The 21471-nt window shown below is 62.5% G+C and carries 21 protein-coding genes; 7 read left to right on the top strand and 14 right to left on the bottom strand.

Features of this window, described 5'->3' with window-relative positions; genetic code table 11:
• Nucleotides 1-82: 82 nt before the first annotated feature.
• The gene (locus ACODTZ_RS23825) at nt 83-2392 is read right to left on the bottom strand and encodes a Tex family protein (protein WP_489028608.1); all 2310 of its coding nucleotides are present in this window, start codon (nt 2390-2392) and stop codon (nt 83-85) included.
• A gap of 290 nt (nt 2393-2682) precedes the next feature.
• Between ACODTZ_RS23825 and ACODTZ_RS23820 the strand changes: the two genes are divergently transcribed.
• Nucleotides 2683-3363 (top strand): hypothetical protein, encoded by a 681-nt coding sequence (locus ACODTZ_RS23820; protein ID WP_489028606.1) that lies wholly within the window; start codon nt 2683-2685, stop codon nt 3361-3363.
• A 299-nt stretch (nt 3364-3662) separates the two neighbouring features.
• Nucleotides 3663-5840, top strand: a complete 2178-nt coding sequence (glyS, locus tag ACODTZ_RS23815) for a glycine--tRNA ligase subunit beta (protein WP_489028604.1) — start codon at nt 3663-3665, stop codon at nt 5838-5840.
• 6 nt (nt 5841-5846) lie between these two features.
• On the opposite strand, the gene ACODTZ_RS23810 is transcribed toward glyS, so the two are convergent.
• Nucleotides 5847-6287: a YqaA family protein gene (locus tag ACODTZ_RS23810; RefSeq protein WP_489028602.1), complete on the bottom strand. Its 441-nt coding sequence runs from the start codon at nt 6285-6287 to the stop codon at nt 5847-5849.
• Between the two features lie 144 nt (nt 6288-6431).
• On the opposite strand from ACODTZ_RS23810, the gene ACODTZ_RS23805 reads away from it, so the two are divergent.
• Both ACODTZ_RS23805 and ACODTZ_RS23800 read left to right on the top strand, forming a co-directional pair.
• Complete coding sequence (locus tag ACODTZ_RS23805; protein WP_489028600.1) at nt 6432-6881, top strand: putative toxin-antitoxin system toxin component, PIN family; 450 nt, start codon at nt 6432-6434, stop codon at nt 6879-6881.
• The gene (locus tag ACODTZ_RS23800; RefSeq protein WP_289728805.1) at nt 6878-7141 is read left to right on the top strand and encodes a hypothetical protein; all 264 of its coding nucleotides are present in this window, start codon (nt 6878-6880) and stop codon (nt 7139-7141) included. The genes ACODTZ_RS23805 and ACODTZ_RS23800 overlap by 4 nt, the downstream gene beginning before the upstream one ends.
• A 340-nt stretch (nt 7142-7481) precedes the next feature.
• On the opposite strand, the gene ACODTZ_RS23795 is transcribed toward ACODTZ_RS23800, so the two are convergent.
• From ACODTZ_RS23795 to ACODTZ_RS23760, 8 genes are all read right to left on the bottom strand, one after another.
• Nucleotides 7482-9302: a methyl-accepting chemotaxis protein gene (locus ACODTZ_RS23795; RefSeq protein ID WP_489028598.1), complete on the bottom strand. Its 1821-nt coding sequence runs from the start codon at nt 9300-9302 to the stop codon at nt 7482-7484.
• Nucleotides 9303-9637: 335 nt separating this feature from the next.
• Nucleotides 9638-10111 carry a plant virulence effector HPE1-like domain-containing protein gene (locus ACODTZ_RS23790; RefSeq protein WP_489028597.1) on the bottom strand — a complete coding sequence of 158 codons (474 nt, stop codon included), beginning with the start codon at nt 10109-10111 and terminating at the stop codon, nt 9638-9640.
• A gap of 106 nt (nt 10112-10217) precedes the next feature.
• Nucleotides 10218-11489 carry a phosphoribosylamine--glycine ligase gene (purD, locus tag ACODTZ_RS23785; RefSeq protein WP_489028595.1) on the bottom strand — a complete coding sequence of 424 codons (1272 nt, stop codon included), beginning with the start codon at nt 11487-11489 and terminating at the stop codon, nt 10218-10220.
• A 65-nt stretch (nt 11490-11554) separates the two neighbouring features.
• Nucleotides 11555-13510, bottom strand: a complete 1956-nt coding sequence (locus tag ACODTZ_RS23780; RefSeq protein WP_489028594.1) for a DUF2207 domain-containing protein — start codon at nt 13508-13510, stop codon at nt 11555-11557.
• A 67-nt stretch (nt 13511-13577) separates the two neighbouring features.
• Complete coding sequence (locus tag ACODTZ_RS23775) at nt 13578-14834, bottom strand: 3-phosphoshikimate 1-carboxyvinyltransferase (RefSeq protein WP_489028592.1); 1257 nt, start codon at nt 14832-14834, stop codon at nt 13578-13580.
• A 112-nt stretch (nt 14835-14946) separates the two neighbouring features.
• Nucleotides 14947-15498 (bottom strand): LemA family protein, encoded by a 552-nt coding sequence (locus ACODTZ_RS23770; protein ID WP_111561839.1) that lies wholly within the window; start codon nt 15496-15498, stop codon nt 14947-14949.
• A 313-nt stretch (nt 15499-15811) separates the two neighbouring features.
• On the bottom strand, nt 15812-16774 hold the full coding sequence (locus tag ACODTZ_RS23765) for a glycine--tRNA ligase subunit alpha (RefSeq protein ID WP_489028590.1): 963 nt from the start codon (nt 16772-16774) through the stop codon (nt 15812-15814).
• Between the two features lie 76 nt (nt 16775-16850).
• Nucleotides 16851-17081 carry an AbrB/MazE/SpoVT family DNA-binding domain-containing protein gene (locus tag ACODTZ_RS23760; RefSeq protein WP_489028588.1) on the bottom strand — a complete coding sequence of 77 codons (231 nt, stop codon included), beginning with the start codon at nt 17079-17081 and terminating at the stop codon, nt 16851-16853.
• 149 nt (nt 17082-17230) lie between these two features.
• Here ACODTZ_RS23760 and ACODTZ_RS23755 point away from each other — a divergent pair, with 149 nt between their 5' ends.
• Nucleotides 17231-17518, top strand: a complete 288-nt coding sequence (locus ACODTZ_RS23755) for a ribbon-helix-helix domain-containing protein (RefSeq protein WP_112944518.1) — start codon at nt 17231-17233, stop codon at nt 17516-17518.
• Nucleotides 17508-17822, top strand: a complete 315-nt coding sequence (locus tag ACODTZ_RS23750) for a type II toxin-antitoxin system RelE/ParE family toxin (RefSeq protein WP_489028586.1) — start codon at nt 17508-17510, stop codon at nt 17820-17822. The genes ACODTZ_RS23755 and ACODTZ_RS23750 overlap by 11 nt, the downstream gene beginning before the upstream one ends.
• Nucleotides 17823-17837: 15 nt before the next feature.
• On the opposite strand, the gene ACODTZ_RS23745 is transcribed toward ACODTZ_RS23750, so the two are convergent.
• Both ACODTZ_RS23745 and ACODTZ_RS23740 read right to left on the bottom strand, forming a co-directional pair.
• Nucleotides 17838-18029 (bottom strand): hypothetical protein, encoded by a 192-nt coding sequence (locus ACODTZ_RS23745; protein WP_209232815.1) that lies wholly within the window; start codon nt 18027-18029, stop codon nt 17838-17840.
• A gap of 17 nt (nt 18030-18046) precedes the next feature.
• Nucleotides 18047-18904: a S49 family peptidase gene (locus ACODTZ_RS23740; RefSeq protein ID WP_489028584.1), complete on the bottom strand. Its 858-nt coding sequence runs from the start codon at nt 18902-18904 to the stop codon at nt 18047-18049.
• A gap of 173 nt (nt 18905-19077) precedes the next feature.
• On the opposite strand from ACODTZ_RS23740, the gene ACODTZ_RS23735 reads away from it, so the two are divergent.
• Nucleotides 19078-20418 (top strand): Nramp family divalent metal transporter, encoded by a 1341-nt coding sequence (locus ACODTZ_RS23735; RefSeq protein WP_477927124.1) that lies wholly within the window; start codon nt 19078-19080, stop codon nt 20416-20418.
• On the opposite strand, the gene ACODTZ_RS23730 is transcribed toward ACODTZ_RS23735, so the two are convergent.
• The gene (locus ACODTZ_RS23730; protein WP_489028582.1) at nt 20415-21221 is read right to left on the bottom strand and encodes a tRNA1(Val) (adenine(37)-N6)-methyltransferase; all 807 of its coding nucleotides are present in this window, start codon (nt 21219-21221) and stop codon (nt 20415-20417) included. The two genes, ACODTZ_RS23735 and ACODTZ_RS23730, sit on opposite strands and share 4 nt — an antisense overlap.
• Entirely contained in the window at nt 21218-21445 is a 228-nt protein-coding gene (locus ACODTZ_RS23725) for a putative signal transducing protein (protein WP_489028580.1), read from the bottom strand. The genes ACODTZ_RS23730 and ACODTZ_RS23725 overlap by 4 nt, the downstream gene beginning before the upstream one ends.
• Between the last annotated feature and the right edge of the window lie 26 nt (nt 21446-21471).

The following is a 21471-nucleotide window of genomic DNA, read 5'->3' as shown; positions in this document are numbered from 1 at the left end:
CTGCCTTACAAGCGCCGTATTTGGCACTTCGGCAACAAGGCTGCCGAAGTGTGACATTTCTGCAATGCTTATCCGTAAACCCTTATTTTCGCTTCATGGCCTCGGCGAGTGCTGCGCCGAATGCCCCCTGGCTCTCCTGCTTGGGGCTCGACGAACGCCGCTCGTTTCCGCCGCGAGGGGCTGGATTTGAACGGGTTTCGCCGCGCGGCGCAGGAGCGCTAGCGCCATCATCCTTGCGCATGGAAAGGGCGATTCGCTTGCGCTTCGCGTCCACCTCGACGACGCGAACCTTGACCACGTCGCCGGCTTTCACAACTTCGTGAGGATCTTTGACGAAGCGATCGGCAAGCTGCGAGACGTGCACCAGGCCATCCTGATGGACGCCGATATCAACGAAGGCGCCGAAGGCGGCGACGTTGGTTACCGTTCCCTCAAGCGTCATGCCCGGCTTAAGGTCGGAAATCTCGTTGATCCCTTCGGCGAAGGTCGCAGTCTTGAAGCTCGGGCGCGGGTCGCGGCCGGGCTTTTCCAGTTCGGACAGGATGTCCTTGACCGTCGGAAGGCCGAACTTGTCGTCGATGAACTGGCGCGGATCGACCGATTTCAGCACCGCGCTGTCGCCCATCAGCGTGCGCAGGTCACGGCCGCAGGCGGCGACGATCTTCTTGGCGACGCCATAGGCTTCCGGGTGGACCGAGGAGGCATCGAGCGGCTCCTTGCCGTCGCGGATGCGCAGGAAGCCGGCGCACTGCTCGAAGGTGCGCTGGCCGAGGCGGGCGACCTTGAGCAAATCGCGGCGGGTCTCGAAGCGCCCGGTCTCGTCGCGATGCCTGACGATGGCTTCGGCGATCGAGGTGCCGAGGCCGGAGACACGGGCGAGCAGCGGCACAGAGGCCATGTTGAGATCGACGCCGACGGCATTCACCGCGTCTTCGACCACTGCATCGAGCGAGCGCGACAGCTTCTGCTGGTCGACATCGTGCTGGTACTGACCGACGCCGATCGACTTCGGCTCGATCTTGACAAGCTCTGCCAGCGGATCCTGCAGGCGGCGCGCGATGGAGACGGCGCCGCGCAGCGACACGTCGAGATTGGGGAATTCGGCAGCGGCGGTGGCCGACGCCGAATAGACCGAAGCGCCGGCTTCCGAGACGATGACCTTGGTGGGTTTCGCGCCCGGCAGATCGGCCAGCATGTCGGCCACCAGCTTTTCGGTTTCGCGGCTGCCGGTGCCGTTGCCGATCGAGATCAGCTCGACATTGTGCTTGCGGATCAGCGAGGCGAGCTCGATCTGCGCGCCGCGCACGTCGTTGCGCGGCTGGAAGGGATAGACCGTCGATGTCGCGACCACCTTGCCGGTGGCATCGGTGACGGCGACCTTGACGCCGGTACGGATACCCGGATCAAGGCCCATGGTCGGGCGCGAGCCGGCGGGGGCTGCGAGCAGCAGGTCCTTGAGATTGCGGGCAAAGACGTGAATCGCCTCTTCCTCGGCGCGTTCGCGCAGCTCGCGCATCAGATCGAGCGACAGCGACATGGAGAGCTTGACGCGCCACGTCCAGCTGGCGACCTCCATCAGCCAGCGGTCGCCCGGGCGGCTGTTGCCGATCTCGTAGGCGGCAGCGATCATGCGCTCGACCGGCTTGTTCGGCGAGGCTGTCTCGGCATCCGCCTCAATCGTCAGCGTCAGCACTTCCTCGTTCCAGCCGCGCAGCATGGCGAGCGCGCGGTGGCCGGGGGCCGTTGCCCAGCGTTCGGAATGGTCGAAATAGTCGGAAAACTTCTCGCCGGTCGCCTGCTTTCCCTCGACCACCTTGGCCTTGAGGAGCGCGGCGCTGCGCATATGGGCGCGTAGTTTGCCGAGCAGGTCGGCATTTTCGGCAATGCCTTCGGCGACGATATCGCGGGCGCCTTCCAGCGCCGTCTTCACGTCGGGGACATCAGCGGTGATATAGGCTTCGGCCAGCGTTGCCGGCTCCTTGGCGCGGTCGGCGAGGATCGCTTCGGCGAGCGGACCGAGGCCGCGCTCACGGGCGATCTCGGCGCGGGTGCGGCGCTTCGGCTTGTAGGGCAGATAGAGATCCTCGAGCTCGGCCTTGGTGGCGGCACCCTTGAGCTTTGCCATCAGCTCGTCGCTCATCTTGCCCTGGCCGGAGATCGATTCCACGATCGTATCACGGCGGGCTTCCAGCTCGCGCAGATAGACGAGGCGTTCGGAGAGATCGCGCAGCTGCGTATCATCCAGCCCGCCGGTCACTTCCTTGCGGTAACGCGCGATGAACGGCACGGTCGCGCCCTCATCCAGCAACTCGATCGCGGCCTTGGCCTGCTCTGGCCGGGCATTGATCTCGGAGGAGATGACTGCGGAGAGCATGCGGATATCAGCGGCCATGATGGTTCCTGCGTTTCAATTGAGGTGGCGGACCATAGCGGCGAAAAGCGGCAAGGCAAGGATGGAGATGGGTTTCCACAGCGGAAATGGGGCGTGTTGGAGTGTCATCGACCCAAGGCTGGGATGCTTGGCGCCAATTTCGGACGCAGCAGGTATTTTGGCAGCCGCGCCGTAAATGCTGTTAAGGGCAAGTTGAGTATACTTGTTGATGCAACTGTTTACAGATCGAGATGATAAATTTGCATTGGATGAGGATAATTCTATCATCAATCGAGAAGGAATGGTTTTCATTGGGTAAGAGCCTCAAATATGCAATCGGCTGTATGCTCGCGCTTCTCGGTCTAGTAGGCGTATGGGCGTATTCGAGTCTCACAACCTGGCGTTGGAACGATCGGATTACGCTGGTGCTCAGGACGCCGGACGGGGACCGTCGTTTCGAGACTGTCGTCGGCGAAAGCTTAACGCTTACAGGGGGATTTCTGGTTCCTTCTGAAGCCGCTGGCGCCCGACGCGGTCTGCGCGGTGAGGCGATGGTGGTTGAGATTCTACCGGGTAAGTACCTTTTTGTTCTTCTGGAGAACATGCCATCGGCTTTGGATTTGTTCAGGACCAATGAAAAGTTGCTGCCGGTCGAGAAAGCAGCGTGGCTCAAAAAGGCGACGAGTGAATCAATTCAACTTTCGCCGAGTCAATATCCGATCATGGCGGCGTTTGTGAATCTCGATGATCCGTCGAGTGTGCGACAAATAACGTCCGCAAACATTGCTCGCTTTTTTGACAGCTCCGTCTCAATATCATCGATGCAAATGTCCATCACGAAGGACCGCATTTCTTCTCAGGACGTGGGAACCTTACTGCCTTGGTTGAGTAGATATTCTGACAAGATGCTGGATGGCAATAAATATCAAAGGCTTGGCGCAACAGCGACGTTTGCAAACAGTCTCAACACTTTAGCTTTTAGGAGGAGGTGAGCCATTTCGATTTCGGAATGTGTCTCCTCGTGCAATTTCATCATGGCCGCAGATGTCAGGATCAATTCGTCAATGACCGCAATGGGCCGGCCGATAGACGACATTGATAGTCGACCGGATGAAAAACCTATTTCTGAACATCTAAGGCTGCCGAAAGACACTCCGGCTACCCAAATCCCCTCCCCGCCCGCTGCATCCCGCTTTTGCAGCTTGTAAACCTGCGCCATTCTTTGCTAGCAGAGGCGACCGTTTTCAGACCCGCAAGGTAGCGCCTTCCCCGTGGAGGCAAGGAAAGTGACATGCCCGATCTGCTGTTAGAACTCCGCTCCGAAGAGATCCCGGCCCGCCTGCAGCGCAAGGCTGCTGGCGATCTGAGGAAGCTTGTGACCGACGCGCTCGTCGAGGCGGGACTTTCCTATGAGGGGGCGCGGGAATACTGGACGCCGCGCCGCCTGACACTCGACATTCGCGGGCTGACCGCCCGCTCCGCCGATGTGCGCGAGGAACGCAAGGGACCGCGCACCGACGCCAACGAAAAGGCGATCGAAGGTTTTCTTCGCGCGGCCGGGCTGTCCTCGATTTCCGAGGCGCAGGTGCAGAGCGACCCGAAGAAGGGCGATTTCTACGTCGCGATCATCTCCAAGACCGGCCGCAGCGCCGAGGAGATCGTTGCCGAGGTGATGCCCGGTATCATTCGCGATTTCCCCTGGCCGAAGCCGATGCGCTGGGGCAAGGCCTCGTCGCAGCCGGGTTCGCTGCGCTGGGTGCGGCCGCTGCAGTCGATCGTCTGCCTGTTTGGCACCGAGCATGAGGAAACGACGGTCATTCCGTTCGAAATCTCCGGCATCGTTGCCTCCAACGTCACCTACGGCCACCGCTTCCATGCGCCCGAGGCGATCACCGTCAAGCGCTTCGACGATTATGTCGCGAGCCTTGAGAAGGCCAAGGTCATTCTCGATGCCGAGCGCCGCAAGGATATCATCGTGCACGACGCCCGCGACGTCGCCTTCGCCAACGGCCTCGAACTGGTCGAGGACGAAGGCCTGCTGGAAGAGGTCTCCGGTCTTGTCGAATGGCCGCAGGTGCTGATGGGCAGCTTCGAGGAAGCCTATCTCTCGATCCCGTCCGAGATCATCCGGCTGACGATCAAGACCAACCAGAAGTGCTTCGTCACCCGCAAACCGGGCGAAGAGACGCTTTCGAACAATTTCATCCTCGTATCGAACATCGAAGCGACGGATGGCGGCAAGGAAATCATCCACGGCAACGGCAAGGTCGTGCGCGCCCGTCTTTCCGACGCGCTGCACTTCTGGAAGCGCGACCAGGGTGATCTGCCGGATCTGGAAACGCTGGAGGCTTCGGCCAAGAAGTTCAGCCTCGACCTCAAAAAGCCGCTCGACCAGCGCATGGCCAAGCTCGATGCGTTGAACGTCACCTTCCATGCCAAGCTCGGCACGCAGGGCGAGCGCGTGGAGCGCATCCGCGCCATGGCCGCCAAGGTCGCCTTCCCCGCCGGCGCCGACTACAAGCTGGTCGATCGCGCCGTGGTTCTCGCCAAGGCGGATCTGCGCACCGAGGCCGTCGGCGAGTTCCCCGAGCTGCAGGGCGTAATGGGCCGCAAGTATGCCGTTCTGCAGGGCGAAGAGGCCGTGGTCTCGACCGCGATCGAGGAGCACTACAAGCCGCAGGGCCCATCCGACCAGCTGCCGCAGGACAAGGTGGCGATCACGGTGGCGCTCGCCGACAAGCTCGACACGCTGATCGGCTTCTGGGCCGTCGACGAGAAGCCGACGGGCTCCAAGGACCCCTTCGCGCTGCGCCGCGCCGCGCTCGGCGTCATCCGCATCATCCTTGAGCGCGGCGTGCATTTGACGCTGCTTCCGCGCATCGTCAGCCACATGGCGCGCATCGACATGGATATCGGCAACACCGTTGCCGCCGACGACATGTCGCGCCAGCTCGACCTGCTATCCTTCTTCCATGACCGCCTGAAGGTCTATCTGCGCGACCAGGGCGCCCGCCACGACCTGATCGACGCGGTGCTGACGCCCGAGACCGACGATCTTCGTATGGTCGCCCGCCGCGTCGAGGCTCTCACGGCCTTCGTCAGCTCCGAGGACGGCAAGAACCTGCTCGCCGGCACCAAGCGCGCCGTGCAACTGCTGGCCGCGGAAGAGAAGAAGGGTACCGTGGTCGCCGACGGCGTCTCCGAGGCGCTCCTGAAGCTCGACGCCGAGACGGAGCTTTTCGCGGCGATCAAGACGGTTTCGGCCGAGGCATCCGGCGCGATCGAGAAGGAAGACTTCCGCTCGGCGATGGCCGCTCTCTCGACGCTGCGCGCGCCTGTCGACCGCTTCTTCACCGACGTGCTCGTCAACGACGAGGACGCCGCGATCCGCGCCAACCGCCTGGCGCTGCTGCGCCTCATCCGCGAAGCCACCGGCACCGTCGCCGACTTCTCGAAGATCGCCGGCTGATCCCTTTCAGCCGATGATGCCCAAGGTGATCACCGCCAGGACCGCGTAACGCGCGGTCTTGGCGATCGTCACGAAAAGCAGAAAGACCGGCAGCGGCTCACGCATGACGCCGGCGACGACGGTGATGGGATCGCCGACGACAGGCAGCCAGCTTGCCAGCAACGACCATTTCCCATACCGCCGATACCAGCGCTGCGCCCGATCGAGCGCCACCTCCCCCACCGGAAACCACCGCCTGTGGCGAAAACGCTCGATGCCGATGCCGAGCAGCCAGTTGACCAGCGAACCGAGGATGTTGCCGACGCTGGCGACGATGACGAGCAGCAGCGTGGAATATTGCCCGGATAGAATGAGCGCGACGAGCCCCGCCTCCGACTGCGCGGGCAGGATGGTGGCCGCGATCAGCGAGATGGCGAAGAGGCCTGCATAGGCTGCAAGCGTGGTCATGTCGCGCTGGGCTCGGTGGTCTGCATGGTGGGGCTTTCGAATGGCGACGGGTAGCGTTTGGGTTTTCATGATCATGTTGCGGGGCTGGGCACAAGCGTTGAGGCCGCTGAATGGCGAGATCGGCATGTCTTGACATGATATCACATGCGATATCATATAACCGCCATGATCGTCGTTGATGCTAATGTCATGGTTTCGGCTTTGCGATCCTCGAAAGGCGCCTCGCATCAGCTTGTGCGCGAGATGCTTACTGGTGGTGTCGCCTTCGCTTTGTCGCCGGCGGTGGCGCTGGAGTATGAAGATGTGCTGAAGCGGCCGGGCATTCTCGGCAAGGCTCCCTGGCTCAACGAGAGCAAGATCGACATCGTGCTCGATGCGGTGGTCAGCAAGGCCGAGCCCGTCTCGCCGTGGTTTCACTTCAGGCCGTTCCTCGCCGACCCGAAGGACGACATCTACATCGAGTGCGCCCTGGCAGCCGGAGCCACCCTGATCATCAGCAACGACCGCCATTTCCGGCATCCCGCAGTGAGCGCCTTTGGCATGTCAGTCATGAGCGCTGGAAATTTCATCGCGCAAAGGAGACAAGAGACATGAGCACCTATCCTCTCAGAATAGCCGATCATGTGATGGAAGAAGCCAAGCGCGCGGCGGCGGAGGACAATGTATCGCTGAACCAGCTGCTTTCCGCCTTCATCGCCGACGGCATCGGCCACCGGCGGGCGATCATGAGCTTGAAGAAGCGCGCGGAACGGGGCGATGTGAGCGCGGCGCTCGCCATCCTCGACGGCGTTCCCGATAGCGAACCAGATGCCGGCGACGAATTGGTCGCTGCGAAGAAGATGAGCCGGAAGTAGCGCAGGAAACAGCTGACGGCGGTGCTGTGTACTGGGGAGTCTGTTCTCCGCAAGGTCCATTCACGTCGAGCTAACCGACACGGCAGCAGATACTCGGGACGAGCCCGAGCATGACGTCGGCGGGTGCGGAACGCCTCGTTAAGCCATTGAAAACAAAAGGCTTCCAAATTCTCGACGTCATCCTCGGCCTCGTGCCGAGGATCTGAGCACGTCTCCAGGAATGCAACGTGAATGGCTCTCACGCCAAGCCGCACCACCGATCACGCTCGCGCCCGCAAAACACAAACAGCCGCCGGATCGCTCCGGCGGCTGCCTTCATCTATCGCTCTTCCCGAAAGCCTTACGCCGCGCGTCGAGCCTGCGCTGCCCCGTACTCAGCCTGGGTGCCGACGCGGAAGCCGCGGATGAGGTTGAGGAGTTCGTCGGTGTCGCTGGCGAGCGATTCCGCCGATGCGGTGGTCTCTTCGGCCATGGCGGCGTTCTGCTGGGTGGCGGCGTCGAGCTGGTTGATCGAGGAGGTGATCGAGCGCAGCGTCGTGTCCTGCTCGGAGGCGCTGTGGGCGATCTTCGAGACGATGTCGTTGGCGGCCTTGATCTGGTCGGAGATGCGCTTCAGCGCCTCGCCGGCCTCGCCGACGAAGCGGACGCCCTGTTCGACCTGGCCGGAGGAGCGGGCGATCTGGTCCTTGATCTCCTTGGCGGCGGCCGCCGAGCGCTGGGCCAGCTCGCGGACTTCCTGGGCGACGACAGCGAAGCCCTTGCCGCTTTCGCCGGCGCGCGCGGCTTCGACACCGGCGTTCAACGCGAGCAGGTTGGTCTGGAAGGCGATGTCGTCGATGACGCCGATGATCTTGCCGATCTCCTCGGAAGACTTCTCGATCCCGCCCATAGCCTCGATCGCCTGGGTGACCACGGCGTCGCTGCGGTTGGCCTCGGAGCTCACCGAGTGGACGCGCTGGCTTGCTTCATGCGCGCCTTCGGCGGTCTGGCGCACGGCGACGCTGAGCTCGTCGAGCGCGGCCGAGGTCTCTTCCAGGCTTGCGGCCTGGCGCTCGGTGCGCTGCGACAGCTCGTTGGAAGCGCGGCGGATCTCTTCCTTGCTGACGGCGATGTCGCCGCCCTTGACCGACACCTTTGACATGGCGGCCTCGAGATGGCCGAGCGCATCGTTGAAGTTGTCGCGCAGGGTGGCATATTTCTGGCCGAGATCGGCGCAGCGAACCGTGAGGTCGCCACGGGCGATCTGCTCGAGCGCCTGGCCGATGGTGGAGACCACATGGGCCTGCACCGCGGTTTCGTCACGCTGCATGCGCTGGTTGTTCTCGCGCTCGTCGTCGAGCGCCATCTGCTGGGCGGCCTCGCGCTCGGACATGGCGTGGCGCTCGCGGACCTTTTCCTGCAGCGCCTTCGTGGCCTTGGCCATCATGCCCACCTCGTTGTTCATGTCGGTGTGGGGAATGGCGATCGTGACGTTTTCTTCGGCGACAGCCTGGAGGGCGGTGTGGATGCGCGTCAACGGGCCGGAAATGCTGCGAACCACGTAGAAGGCGGCGGCGGCGCCCAAGAGCAGCACGACGAGGCCGCCAGACAGCGCCTTCAGCACGTCGGAGCGAACCTGCGCGTCGAGATCGTCAAGATAGACGCCGGTGGCGACCACCACCTGCCAGGGCTCGAATGCCTTGGTGTAGACGGCCTTGCGGAACTGCGCATCGGCCGGCTGGCCGGGCTTCGGGCCATAGAAATCGACGATGCCACCGCCGGCGCGACCAACCTTTACGATCTCGTCGCGGTAAGGCTTGCCGCGGCTGTCGGGCGAGCCCTTGCTGCTCTTGCCGAGCTTCGGCGTATCGTAGGTGATGCGCATGACGACGTCGTAGTCGTAGCCGATAAAATAGCCGTTGGGCTCGTAGCGGATCGACGAAAGCTGCTTGTATGCCAGCGCCTGTGCCTGCTCGCGGGTCAACTCGCCGGATTTCTCGCGGTCGTAATATTGCTGCATGATGGACAGGCCGGATTCAACCTGCGTGCGCAGCATCTCGTTGCGCTCATGATAGATCGCATTGGTCGAGGAGCGTATCTGCAGGGAGGAGGCGGCACAGAAGGCCACCATCAAGCCGGCGACGAGCAAAAACAACTGCCTGGAAATTCTAAGATTCTTCATTTGGCCTCGCAACGGAGCTCTGGTGAGATCATCCGGCGCGGTATCCTACCGCGTATGCGTCGGCGCCACTGCGCCCGACGCTGGTACTGCTGCGAAAACGACATGCGGCTACCGGTCGCAGCTAGAAATGGCCTGTTTTTTATAAGAAACACTTAACCAAGGACTAGATGATGTCCCAAACACGAAGTGGGTCCAAGCGCGGTGCCAGCGTGGACCGGCGAAGTATAAAATAGAAAATGCGCCCCTGCTTCTCTTCAGGAGCGCATTTCACCACCCTTTTGAGGTGGAGCCCCGGATGACCAAAACTTTGGACGGGAGGGGCAGGGAACTTTAAATCAAGGCCTAAGCTTGAAATTAGAAACGTCGAGCGGGCGCGTTTGTTCCGCCGGCTGGCCTGCAGCACCTGCAACGACGGGCTTGGTATCAGCGCTGATGACGGCCGACGTCGTCGCTGTATCGACACCGTCGACGGCGGCTGGGGCAGCGGCAACAGCCACCGTAGCCGGCGCCTTGGTCACGAACACGACGGGCGAGCCGCCCATCCAGCCTTCGGTGCGAAACAGCTTCTTTTCGCCGTCGACGTCGCGGATCTGCGAGTGCTCGAGCGCGCCATCGGCGAGCGTCGGGACGATATATTCCTTCTTGGTTTCCACGACCTGAAGCGGCGGGCATGTGGTGCAGGTCATCTTGAGGATGCTGCTGTCGGTCGAGGCCGCATCGGCGCCGACCACGTCGATCGACGACGCCATGGCGGAACCCGCCATCAACGCAGCAACGACACCCAAAACAACCGCAGAAACCTGACGCATGGAAACACTCCGTCTTACCTTGAACACAGGTTTAACGCGGCTTTATTTCCATCCCGTCAGGGGAAAGGGTAAAAATTTAGAGAACTGATCCGATTTCGATATCGGATCACGCTTTTTCGCGCTTGATCGCCTGCCAGCCGATGTCGCGGCGGCAGAAACCGTTGTCCCACTCCACCTTGTCGAGCAGCGCATAGGCGCGGGCCTGGGCCTCGCCGACCGTCTTGCCCGTCGCAGTGACGTTCAGAACGCGACCGCCGGTGGCGACCAGCGCGCCATCCTTCAGCGCTGTGCCGGCATGAAACACCTTGGCGCCCTCGCCCGCTTCGGGGATGGACTTGATCGGGGTGTTCTTGTCGTAGGAACCCGGATAGCCCTTGGAGGCCATGACGACGGTCAGCGCCGGGTCATCGCTCCATTCGGCGGTCACCTTGTCCAGCGTGCCGGTGGCGGTCGCATAAAGGATCGGCAGGAGATCGCTCTTCAGGCGCATCATCAGCACCTGGCATTCGGGATCGCCGAAGCGAACGTTGTATTCGATCAGCTCTGGGCCCTTTTTCGTGATCATCAGGCCGGCGAAGAAGACGCCGGAGAAGGGATAGCCACTCTCGGCCATGCCGCGCATGGTGGGCTCGATGATCTCCTTCATCGTGCGCTCGACCATCTCAGGCGTCATGACGGGGGCTGGAGAATAGGCGCCCATGCCGCCGGTGTTCGGGCCGGTATCGCCCTCGCCCACCCGCTTGTGATCCTGGGCGGTGGCGAGCGCCAGCGCGTGCTTGCCGTCGCTCAGGCAGAAGAAGCTTGCCTCTTCGCCATCGAGATAGGCCTCGACCACGACTTCGGCACCGGCAGCGCCAAACGCGCCCTCGAAGCAATCGTCGACGGCGGCAAGGGCTTCATCGACGGTCATCGCAACGGTCACGCCCTTGCCGGCGGCAAGACCATCGGCCTTGACGACGATCGGGGCGCCCTGCTCGCGGATATAGGCCTTGGCCTTGGGGGCGTTGTTGAAACGCTGGTAGGCGCCAGTCGGGATATCGTAGCGGGCGCAGATATCCTTGGTGAAACCCTTGGAGCCTTCGAGCTGGGCAGCCGCTGCCGACGGACCGAATACGGCGAAGCCCTCGGCGCGCAGACGATCGGCCACGCCGGCAACCAGCGGCGCTTCCGGGCCGACGACGACGAAATCGATCGCGTTGTCCTTGCAGAAGGATACGACGGCGTCGTTGTCCTCGGTGTTGACGGGGACGAGCGTCGCGTGCTCGGCGATCCCTGGATTGCCGGGGGCGGCGTAGAGCGTGGTGAGTTCGGGCGATTGCGCCAGCTTCCAGGCCAATGCGTGCTCGCGTCCGCCCGATCCGATCAACAGAACCTTCATGCCCGTCCCTTTCCAGTTTGTGAGTGGCGGTTAAGGGGCTGGAGCGGAAAGGTCAAGCCTAAAGGCTACCAACCGCCGCCGCCACCGCCGCCGCCGCCACCGCCGGAGAAACCACCACCCCCGCCGCCGGACGAGAAGCCACCGCCGCCGCCGGAAAAGCCCGACGAGGTCGAGGTTACGGGTGCGGGGAGTGTCGAGGCGATGGTGGAGGCCATCGAGGAGGAGAAGCCGCCGATGCTGTCGCCGAAACTGCCGGAATGGGTCGGATACCAAATGGGCGAATAGGCGGCTGCCGCCGCTCCTGCTGCTGCAGCGGTTGCCAGCCAGGTCTGGAAGGCATCGCTCCAGGGTTTCTCGACACCGAGCGCCACCGCATAGGGCAGCAGTGTTTCGAAATGCTGCGGCGACATGGCAGGCGCGCCGGCCATATTCATGCGGTCCTTTTCGGCAACCGTCAGGTAGCGGCGCAGGCCATCGATATGGTCCATCAGCCGGCTGCCGAGCGGCGTCGGGGCGCCCATCAGGAAGAAGAACACCACATTGATCATGACGATGCCGCCGACGGCGACGATGACGGGCCAGTGGTCGGCTGCCGTCAACTGCTCGACGGCGGCGGTGACGATGCCGGCGAGGATGGAGAGAAGCGTGAAGCCGAAGAAGCCGCCGATGATGACGCCGCCGATCTTGCTGCGCAGCGACGCCCCCTTGCGGAAACTGAGACCGAGGCGCGACGACAGGATGCCCAGGAATACCGCCGAGAAAACCGTGGCGGCGATGAAGCCGCCGAGATCGGCATCGATTTCGCCGAAGGCCAGAACCGCGATGATGAAGATAACGCTGAGGACGATGCCGCCGACCATGTAGAGCGCGTTCGAGTGATAGTACTTGCCGCGATGTTCGCCTTCGATCGCCTGTCGGAACTTCTGGCCGGCGTCGCGCACCTTTTCGCCATTCGACTTGCTGATCGAAAAGCTCTGGCCGGAGCGGCCAACGAGAGACAAGAATGCAGCCTGGCCGGCAGGCAGGGCTTTCGGCAGCGGCTTGTCGGTTCGGGTGACCGTGATGCTGGAGCCGATATCGTCGAAGGTGACGTATCCCTTGACGGCGAGGTCGAGCGCGTTGGCCGAAAAGGCCGGCCAGCCGGCGCCGTTGAAGCCCTTGTTGTCGATATAGTTGACCAGCGCCGGCGAGAGCCCCTCCGGCGGGTCCCAGCGCGGCACGACGACACCGCGGGCCGGATCACGCCCTACCCTCACCCAGAAGAACACATAGTAGAGCGCGACGAGGAGAAGGCCGGCGACGGCGATGACATCGGCCATGTGGTCGCGCAGCCACCAGGCGCGAAGCTGAGCTGTCGACGGCGGGTCGATGACGCCCTTCGGCACGCCGGCAACGACGGTCAGGCCCTCGTTCTGCCCGAGCATGCGGGTGGTGGCGAAGATCGCCTGGTTGCCCTCGATGCGCGACGTGGCATTCGTGGCTCGCGAGCCGAACGGCCCGGTGTAGGCGGCAAGCCTCGTCACCTCGCCCGATGGCATGGTGATGCGCGCCGAGGCCTGCTCGATGGCGAACTGCCAGCCGGTGCCGGTGACGTTCCAGTAGACCTCGTCGTGATCCGGGAAGTAGCGGATCATGCGATCGGCCTTGTAGGTCAAGACATAGGTGTGCTCACCCTCAGGCACGATGGTGTCGCTGGAGCCGGCATAGATGCGGATGCCGCCGTCGATGCTTTCGGTCTTGTAGGGCTCGGGTTGGCCGTCGCGAGTGACGGAGAGGAGATCGAAGCCGACGCGGATGGTGCGTCCCTCGCCATCCAGCATGGTAAGCGGGAAGTCGCGGAAGATGCCGCGCTTGACCTTGAACCCTTCGGCGACGATCGAGATCGTCTCGGTCACGGTGAGGTCGCCATCCTTGGCGACCTCGACTTCCGAATGATAGGAGGTGATGCGCTCGTTTGCGGCGGCAAAAGATGCCGCCAGCAGAAACAACAGAGCGGCAACGAGACCGGACAACCAACGCATCAAGACATTCTCCCCCTTGTCTTTTCAGAATTGTCTCTTCGGATTGCCCGGCGAGATTTGCTGCCGGTTACTCGTCCTTTATCGCGACGCCGAGCGAGGACAGCACCTTCCAGTAATCCGGGAAGGTCTTGCCGACGCAATCCGGGTCCAGAATGGTGATGCCGTCGATCTTCAGGCCGGCGAGCGCGAAGCTCATGGCGATGCGGTGATCGGCGAAGGTGTCGATATCCGCCGGCAGGTGCTGGCCAGCCAGCGCCGGGTCGGAGGAGACGATCAGGTCGTCACCATCCTCGGTCGCAAGGCCTGCGCGGATGTTGTTGAGGCCGGTCGAGACCGCGTGGATGCGGTCGCATTCCTTGACGCGCAGATTGGCGATGCCGACGAAGCGCACCGGCGTTTCGTTGAAGGCGGCCAGCACGGCGATGGTCGGCACCGCATCCTGCATCTGCGAGCCGTCGATTTCTGCGGGCAGATGCGGGAACTGCTTGATAACGTCGTAAGCCTTCGCGTCCGGCTGGGTGAAGTCCTCATTGGCGACACCGAGGTCGATCGCGCCCTTGGTCAGCACTTCGGCGGCCCAGAGATAGGTGGCGGCGGAGGCGTCCGGCTCGATGACGAAATCGGTTGCGGTGTAGCCGGTCGGCTCGATCACCCAGGAGGACGGCGTCGGCTGCGTGACCTTGGCGCCGAAGGCGCGCATGACAGCGAGCGTCAGGTCGATATAGCCGCGCGCACCGATATCGGCACCGGCAAGCTCGATGGTGAACGGCTCGGAGCCGCAGGCCGCCGCCATCTGCAGGGCGGAGACATACTGACTGGAGAGGCCGGCATCGATGACGACCTTGTTGTTCGCAAAACGGCCGTTGGCGTCGATCGTCACCGGCGGGCAGCCGGTGGGCGCTTCGATCGAAACGCCGAGCGACTTCAGGGCATCGACCAGCGGCTTGATCGGGCGCTTGCGCATATGCTCGTCTCCATCGACGACATAGCGGCCATGGCCGAGCGCGAGCGCTGCCGTGAGGAAGCGGGTGGCGGTGCCGGCATTGCCGAGGAAGAGCGGGGCTGCGGGCGCCTTGAGCTCGCCGGAGCTGGTGACGACGAAGGTGGTCGCGTCGGGCTCATCCACCGTCACGCCCATGGCGCGCAAAGCTTCGGCCATATAGCGCGTGTCGTCGCTCTTCAGCGCGCCGGTGAGCCGGCTGGTGCCCTTGGCGAGACCTGCCAGAAGCAGCGCGCGATTGGTAATCGACTTCGAGCCGGGAGGCACGGCGCGGCCGGACAGCGGCTTGGCCGCCGGGATGATGGTGAGCTTGTCTTTACTCATGGGCTTGTCTTTACTCATTGCGTCTTATCCGCTGGCCCTATCCGGCCGCGATCTTGCCCTGCTCATAGCAGCTTTTCAGCAAAGGCAAATGGCTGTTCTCAGAACTTCGGGATCAGAACTTTACGCTCGGGACAGCGCGATCGGCCTCGTTGGTGATCTCGAAATACTCGCGCTTGGTGAAACCGAACTGGTTGGCGACGAGGTTGGAGGGGAAGCTTTCGACCTTGACGTTGAGATCGCGGGCGGAGCCGTTGTAATAGCGGCGTGCCATCTGGATCTCGCTTTCCATGGTTTCGAGCGAGGTCTGCAGCTCGCGGAAATTCTCGTTGGCCTTCAGATCCGGGTAGGCTTCGGCGAGCGCCATGACGCGGCCGAGTGCGGCACCCAGCAAACCTTCCGCCTGCGCACGGCCGGCGACATCGCCTGCCGGAACGGTCTGCGCCTGGTTGCGGAGCTTGACGACCTCTTCGAGCGTCGTCTTTTCGTGGGTGGCGTAGCCCTTCACCGTTTCGATCAGGTTGGGGATCAGATCGGCGCGGCGCTTCAGCTGCACGTCGATGCCGGACCAGGCCTCCTCGGCCATCTGCCGGGCGCGCACGAGGCCGTTGTAGACGAAGACCGCATAAAGCGCGATCAGGACGATGAGGCCTAGAATAATATACATCGCGAATCCCCCGTTACGACGCAAGGTCGGCCGGGAGACTATGCGGCTTGGCGACGCTTGTCATCTCCCGCCTTTTGCAATCTGGCGCATCCCAAGATCTCGCGATACCGCGGTGGCCGGATAGGGCCTATCTTGACCATGGATCGGCCGACGGCGGCGGGATCCGAACAAGGTCACGGGGATCAATCAGCCATGAGCGCAGCCATCTTCCTGCTCAACATGCTTGCCATCTCATCGTTCTTCATGCTCAAGGGCGCGCCGCGTCCGGCAGCGCGCACCGTAGAGATCAAGGCAGACAGACGCCGCTGATTGATCAGGCAGCCTTGCTGGCGAGATTGACGCCACCGGCGTCGGTCAGAAGGAAGGCTTCGCCGCAGGCCTTTGCGAGCGTGCGCACGCGAAGGATATAGCTCTGGCGTTCCGTCACAGATATCACGCCGCGCGCATCCAGCAGATTGAAGACGTGGCTGGCCTTGATGCACTGGTCATAGGCCGGGAAGACGCACTTGTGCAGCTTCTGGTTATCGGTATCACCAGGGGCGCCGGCGGCGAGCAGCGCCTGGCATTCCTTCTCGGCATCGATGAAGTGGCGATGCAGCATCTCGGTGTTGGCGAATTCGAAGTTGTGGCGCGAATATTCCTGCTCTGCCTGCAGGAAGACATCCCCATAGCTGATCTTCTCGTCGCCCTCGCGGCCGTTGAAGTTCAGGTCGTAGACGTTGTCGACGCCTTGGACATACATGGCTAGGCGCTCAAGGCCATAAGTCAGTTCGCCCGCGACAGGCGAGCATTCGAGGCCGCAGACCTGCTGGAAATAGGTGAACTGCGAGACTTCCATGCCGTCGCACCAGCACTCCCAGCCGAGCCCCCAGGCGCCGAGCGTCGGGCTTTCCCAATCGTCCTCGACGAAGCGGACATCGTGCAGCAGCGGATCGAGGCCGATCGCGGCGAGCGAGCCGAGGTAGAGCTCCTGCAGGTTCGGCGGGTTCGGCTTCAGGATGACCTGGTACTGATAATAATGCTGCAGACGGTTCGGGTTTTCGCCGTAGCGACCGTCGGACGGGCGGCGCGAGGGCTGCACGTAGGCGGCCTTCCAGGGCTTGGGGCCAAGCGCGCGCAGCGTGGTCGCCGGATGGAACGTACCGGCGCCGACTTCCATGTCGTAAGGCTGCAGCACCGCGCAACCCTTGTCCGCCCAGTAGCTGTGCAGCGTCAGGATCAGCGCCTGAAACGAGCGCTTCGGGTTCATGTGGTCGGGGATGCTGGGTGCAGACATGAGGTTAGTCGCCATTCAATTGGTTCGGTGGGCGACAGGTGCCACGAGCGGCGATGAGGGTCAAGGGTTTCGGGACTTATCGGTTGTTCGCACCGTCGCGATCAAATCTCCAATCCGGCGGCAGCTGCAGCTTGAATGCCCTGATCCGTTCAAACGCCTTCGACCGGGCATCTGCTGTGGCTAGTTCAGTATTGCGATCAGTACCGACGCGAACCGCGATGTCGTCGCCTTCCTTCAACCCGAGTTCATCCACAATTGCCTGTGAGATGCAGACTCCGAGACCGTCTTCGAATTTGACAATCCGCATGGCGCGCTCCGACGTGAACCGCTCACACCGTATCACACAGCAATGGGAGCGCCAAAGTAAGCTATCCGGCCTCTTCCCCACAGTTTGCAGGGAGGACAAGCGGTGTCGGTTGCCTTATAGTAACTACAGACCTTGCCTTGGAGACGATTATGAACGCCAAGAACGCCGTGATGCTATCGGATGAGGATCTTCGTTACGCGGAGAAGCTCGTCGAGGACGGGCGGTTTGCGAGCGTGTCGGACGTCGTTAAAGAAGGGCTGGCGCGGATGAGGAAACGCGATGCCTCAAGCGATCCTCTTGCGGGAATGGCCGACGAGATCCGGCGCCGAATGGAGTTGCCCGAGGATCAGCGGATACCGCTGGATGGCGACACCATGTTCGATGAAGTGAGAGCATTCATCCGCGAACGTAAAGCAACGAGAAAGTATGGCGTATAGGGTTACCCGCCATCCTCTCGTTAAGAACGATCTTCTCGACATCACCATGCTGGTTGGTGAGTACGCCGGCTATGAAGTTGCCGAGGATAAAATCGACCTGATTGAGCAAAAGCTCCACTCTCTTGCCGACTTTCCTCATATCGGTACCATCCGAAGCGACTTTCACCCGCATCTGCGCGCGATTCCCGCATCGGATAAAGCGACCGTCTGCTTTACCGTCAATGACGAAACCCAATCCGTCTTTGTTCTCTGCATCAGCTATGGCGGAGCGGATTGGCAGGCGCGGGTTCGGGAACGAGGCTGATCAAAGCCCTCCCCCTCAATCATCATCCTTCTTCAAATGATACTCGCCCGTCACCGGGTCCTTCACCAGCGTGCCGATCGCTCCGGTCTGCTGCTCCCTCTGGGCGCGGCGGGATTTTTCCTGCAGGCGCTTGGCTTCGGCCACGAAGCGGCGGTAGAGGAGCCAGGCGCCCAGGACGAGCACACCCATGATCAAAAGCTGCGGCATGTCGTCCTTTTTACTCCCTAGAGCCCGTATCGGCTCCACAATGCCTTGTCTTCGGCCGTCTCGACAAGACCGGCCGCGAAGCCGGAGGCGGCTCCTTCGAGCGATGATGATATGCCGGGAATGCGGCGTCCGAAAAGCCCCCTTGCAGGGGTTACGAGTTCGAGCTTGGTTTTCGAGCCGTAACGCTTCTTCAGTTCCTGGCGCATGTCGCCGAGACCGTCGATAAGGCCGAGTTCCAAGCCGCGCGTGCCGGTCCAGAAAAGGCCGGAGAAGACCGTCGTGTCATCCTTCAGTTTGCCGGCGCGGCGCTCGCGCACCATCGCGATGAAGACCTGGTGGATCTCCAGCTGCAGCGTCTTCAGATATTCGATGTCCTTTTCCTTCTCCGGCTGGAAGGGGTCTAGGATCACCTTGTTTTCGCCCGCGGTATAGACACGGCGCTCGACGCCGATCTTCTTCAGAAGCTCGGGGAAGCCGAAGCCGCCGGAGACGACCCCGATCGAGCCGACGATCGAGGTCGGGTCGGCGATGATCTCGTCGCCCGCAAGCGCGATCATGTAGCCGCCGGAGGCCGCCACGTCCTCGACGAAGACGATGACCTTCTTCTGCTTCTCGCGCGCCAGTTCGCGGATGCGGGTGAAGATCAGCCGCGACTGAACCGGCGAACCGCCAGGGGAATTGATGGAGATGGCGACGGCGGGCGTGTCCTTGAAGCCGAAGGCCTTTTCGAGCACCTGCGCGGTCGAGGCAAGGTTCAGCGCCGGGCGGAACTGGCTGCCGCCGGTCATGATCGCACCCTGGAGCCTGACGACCGGGATCACGATGCCCTCCGTGCGGAAGCGCTTCGGCATCAGTTTTCTCAAAAATCCGGCCATTCCCATTCCTTCGTGCGAACTCGGTGAAACGTCACCTCCATGTATGCGTCGCAACGGCAAACGCAATGGCTGGGCCGCAAATGATCCGCCTCAGTATTTTCTTGTTGCGAATGACTTGCATTATCATTCTAATCAGCCATATTGCTCTTATTGATAGAACAGGCGGATGCTGCATGGACATTATGACACCCAAGGCCAAGACGGGCTGGCGCCACGAGCGCGAGGAGGCGTCGATGGCCGATGTCCACCGTTCGATCGGAACGCAGAAGCACGCCTCGCGCTGGCGCCGCGCCATCGCTTTCGTCGGCCCCGGATATCTGGTGGCAGTCGGCTACATGGACCCCGGCAACTGGTCGACCTCGCTCGCCGGCGGCTCGAAGTTCGGCTACACGCTGCTCACGGTGGCACTACTGTCCAACCTGATGGCGATCGTGCTGCAATCGCTCTGTGCGCGCCTTGCCATCGGCTCCGGCCGCGATCTGGCGCAGGCCTGCCGCGATGCCTTCCCGCGCTGGGTATCGATCCCGCTCTGGCTGTTTGCTGAAATCGCGATCATCGCCACCGATATCGCCGAGGTGATCGGCACGGCGATCGGCCTCAACCTTTTGTTCGGCATTCCGCTTGAACTCGGCGTCCTCATCACCGCGCTCGACGTGTTCCTCATCCTCTATCTGCAGAAGATCGGCTTCCGCTGGGTCGAGGCCTTCGTGATCGCGCTGCTCGGGATCATCACCGTCTGCTTCGGCGTGCAGATCTTCATGGCCGATCCGCAGTGGGGCGATGTGATCCGCGGCTTCTTCCCGACCACGGAGATCGTCTCCAATCCGGAGATGCTCTATCTGGCGCTCGGCATTCTCGGCGCCACGGTCATGCCGCATAATCTCTACCTGCACTCGGGCATCGTGCAGACCCGCGATTACGGCCACAGCGTGCCGGAAAAGCGCGAGGCGTTGACCTATGCGACGATCGATTCCACCGTGGCGCTCTGCTTCGCGCTTCTGATCAATGCCTCGATCCTGATCCTCGCCGCCGCAGCCTTCCATGCCAATGGACGCACCGACGTCGCTGAACTCGGCGAAGCCTCCTCGCTCTTGGCGCCGCTACTCGGGCTTGCGCTGGCGCCGACGCTGTTCGGCATCGCGCTTTTGTGCTGCGGCCTGAACTCGACGGTGACGGCGACCATGGCCGGACAGATCATCATGGAAGGTTTCCTGAAGATCAGGCTGCAGCCCTGGATCCGGCGGTTGATCACCCGCGCCATCGCCATCGTGCCGGCCGGTTTCGTGACCATCTGGTATGGCGACGCGGGCACCGCCGAGCTCTTGATCCTGACGCAGGTCGTGCTCAGCCTGCAGCTTTCCTTCGCGGTCTTCCCGCTGGTGATGTTCACCGCCAACAAGGCAAAGATGGGCGACCTCGTGGCACCGCGCTGGCTGTCCGCCATCGCCTACACGATCGCCATCATCATCGCCGGGCTGAACATCAAGCTGTTGTTCGACTTTGTGATCGGCTAACGCCTGGAGTAAGCCGCGCGGCCGTTGTTGAGGTCGTCGACAAAGGGGGAGAACTTGTGGCTCCCCTCTTCGTGCATGATCAGCGGCGCGCGCAGCGACAGCCGGGCGCGTGAGCCCTTGATCGCGGTCACCAGAATGCGAACGGCGTTTTCGCCTTCACGCGGGTGGATGGCGGTGATTTCGATGCCGCCGAAGCGACGGCCGCAGGCGTCGATGATCTCGGCGATCGATTCCGGGCGGGCGATCAGCGACAGCTGGCCGCCAGGGATCATGATGGCGCCGGCCGTGCGCAGCCAGCTTTCGAACAGGTCCTCCGTCATCGCATGCGCCTCCGCCTTCAGCGCATCCGGCGTCTTGCGGTCGCCGGGATCGTTGAAGGGCGGGTTGAGGATGACGTGGTGGAAGCTTTCGTCGACGAGGCCGGCGTCGTTGCGCGCCTTTGCCTTCAGCGTCACATCCGCCTCGATGACGGTGACGCGGCCCAGCATGTGGGCGTTTTCCGCGAGATCGAGGCTGCGGCGGGCATAGTCCGCCATCTCGACGGAGCGCTCGAAGAGCACGACCTCGGCCTTCGGCAGCCGCGAGGCGACGGCGAGACCGGCCGCACCGGCGCCGGCGCCGAGGTCAGCGACCTTTACCTCTCTCTCGTCATCCACCAATGCGGCAAGCAGCATGGCGTCCATGCCGGAGCGGTGCCCCCTGCCCTTCGGCTGGAGAATATGAAAGGCGCCGCGATGGAAGGCGTCGATGGTTTCGGTTACGGGCTGATCGGGCGTGGGCTCGCTGGTCACGGTGTCGCTCACTTCTGCTCACGCAGTTCGTCGCCAAGGCCGGCGTCGATGAGGATGCCGCGGGCGCGGTCGGCCTGGTCGTCCTCGACCAGCAGGCGGCGCGGCAGCATGCCGAGCGAGCCTTCCAATATGCTCATGCCCTGATCGGCGATGAAGCAATGGATGCCGGCATCCTTCATCAGGCTTTCAGCGAAGGAGAGCAGCACGGGATCGTTGGCGCGGATAAGTTCATGCATTTACCGTGAAATCCCTTTCAATTTTC

Source organism: Rhizobium sp. FG113 (assembly GCF_057809895.1).
The sequence above is the reverse complement of the archived record's forward strand: the minus strand, read 5'-3'. Positions and strand labels throughout refer to the sequence as shown.

Bases quoted from the DNA above. Each gene is read 5' to 3' on its own strand.
- ACODTZ_RS23825 (WP_489028608.1), bottom strand. From the start codon at position 2,392: ATGGCCGCTGATATCCGCATGCTCTCCGCAGTCATCTCCTCCGAGATC.
- glyS (WP_489028604.1), top strand. From the start codon at position 3,663: ATGCCCGATCTGCTGTTAGAACTCCGCTCCGAAGAGATCCCGGCCCGC.
- ACODTZ_RS23810 (WP_489028602.1), bottom strand. From the start codon at position 6,287: ATGACCACGCTTGCAGCCTATGCAGGCCTCTTCGCCATCTCGCTGATC.
- ACODTZ_RS23805 (WP_489028600.1), top strand. From the start codon at position 6,432: ATGCGATATCATATAACCGCCATGATCGTCGTTGATGCTAATGTCATG.
- ACODTZ_RS23800 (WP_289728805.1), top strand. From the start codon at position 6,878: ATGAGCACCTATCCTCTCAGAATAGCCGATCATGTGATGGAAGAAGCC.
- ACODTZ_RS23795 (WP_489028598.1), bottom strand. From the start codon at position 9,302: ATGAAGAATCTTAGAATTTCCAGGCAGTTGTTTTTGCTCGTCGCCGGC.
- ACODTZ_RS23790 (WP_489028597.1), bottom strand. From the start codon at position 10,111: ATGCGTCAGGTTTCTGCGGTTGTTTTGGGTGTCGTTGCTGCGTTGATG.
- purD (WP_489028595.1), bottom strand. From the start codon at position 11,489: ATGAAGGTTCTGTTGATCGGATCGGGCGGACGCGAGCACGCATTGGCC.
- ACODTZ_RS23780 (WP_489028594.1), bottom strand. From the start codon at position 13,510: ATGCGTTGGTTGTCCGGTCTCGTTGCCGCTCTGTTGTTTCTGCTGGCG.
- ACODTZ_RS23775 (WP_489028592.1), bottom strand. From the start codon at position 14,834: ATGAGTAAAGACAAGCTCACCATCATCCCGGCGGCCAAGCCGCTGTCC.
- ACODTZ_RS23770 (WP_111561839.1), bottom strand. From the start codon at position 15,498: ATGTATATTATTCTAGGCCTCATCGTCCTGATCGCGCTTTATGCGGTC.
- ACODTZ_RS23765 (WP_489028590.1), bottom strand. From the start codon at position 16,774: ATGTCTGCACCCAGCATCCCCGACCACATGAACCCGAAGCGCTCGTTT.
- ACODTZ_RS23760 (WP_489028588.1), bottom strand. From the start codon at position 17,081: ATGCGGATTGTCAAATTCGAAGACGGTCTCGGAGTCTGCATCTCACAG.
- ACODTZ_RS23755 (WP_112944518.1), top strand. From the start codon at position 17,231: ATGAACGCCAAGAACGCCGTGATGCTATCGGATGAGGATCTTCGTTAC.
- ACODTZ_RS23750 (WP_489028586.1), top strand. From the start codon at position 17,508: ATGGCGTATAGGGTTACCCGCCATCCTCTCGTTAAGAACGATCTTCTC.
- ACODTZ_RS23745 (WP_209232815.1), bottom strand. From the start codon at position 18,029: ATGCCGCAGCTTTTGATCATGGGTGTGCTCGTCCTGGGCGCCTGGCTC.
- ACODTZ_RS23740 (WP_489028584.1), bottom strand. From the start codon at position 18,904: ATGGCCGGATTTTTGAGAAAACTGATGCCGAAGCGCTTCCGCACGGAG.
- ACODTZ_RS23735 (WP_477927124.1), top strand. From the start codon at position 19,078: ATGGACATTATGACACCCAAGGCCAAGACGGGCTGGCGCCACGAGCGC.
- ACODTZ_RS23725 (WP_489028580.1), bottom strand. From the start codon at position 21,445: ATGCATGAACTTATCCGCGCCAACGATCCCGTGCTGCTCTCCTTCGCT.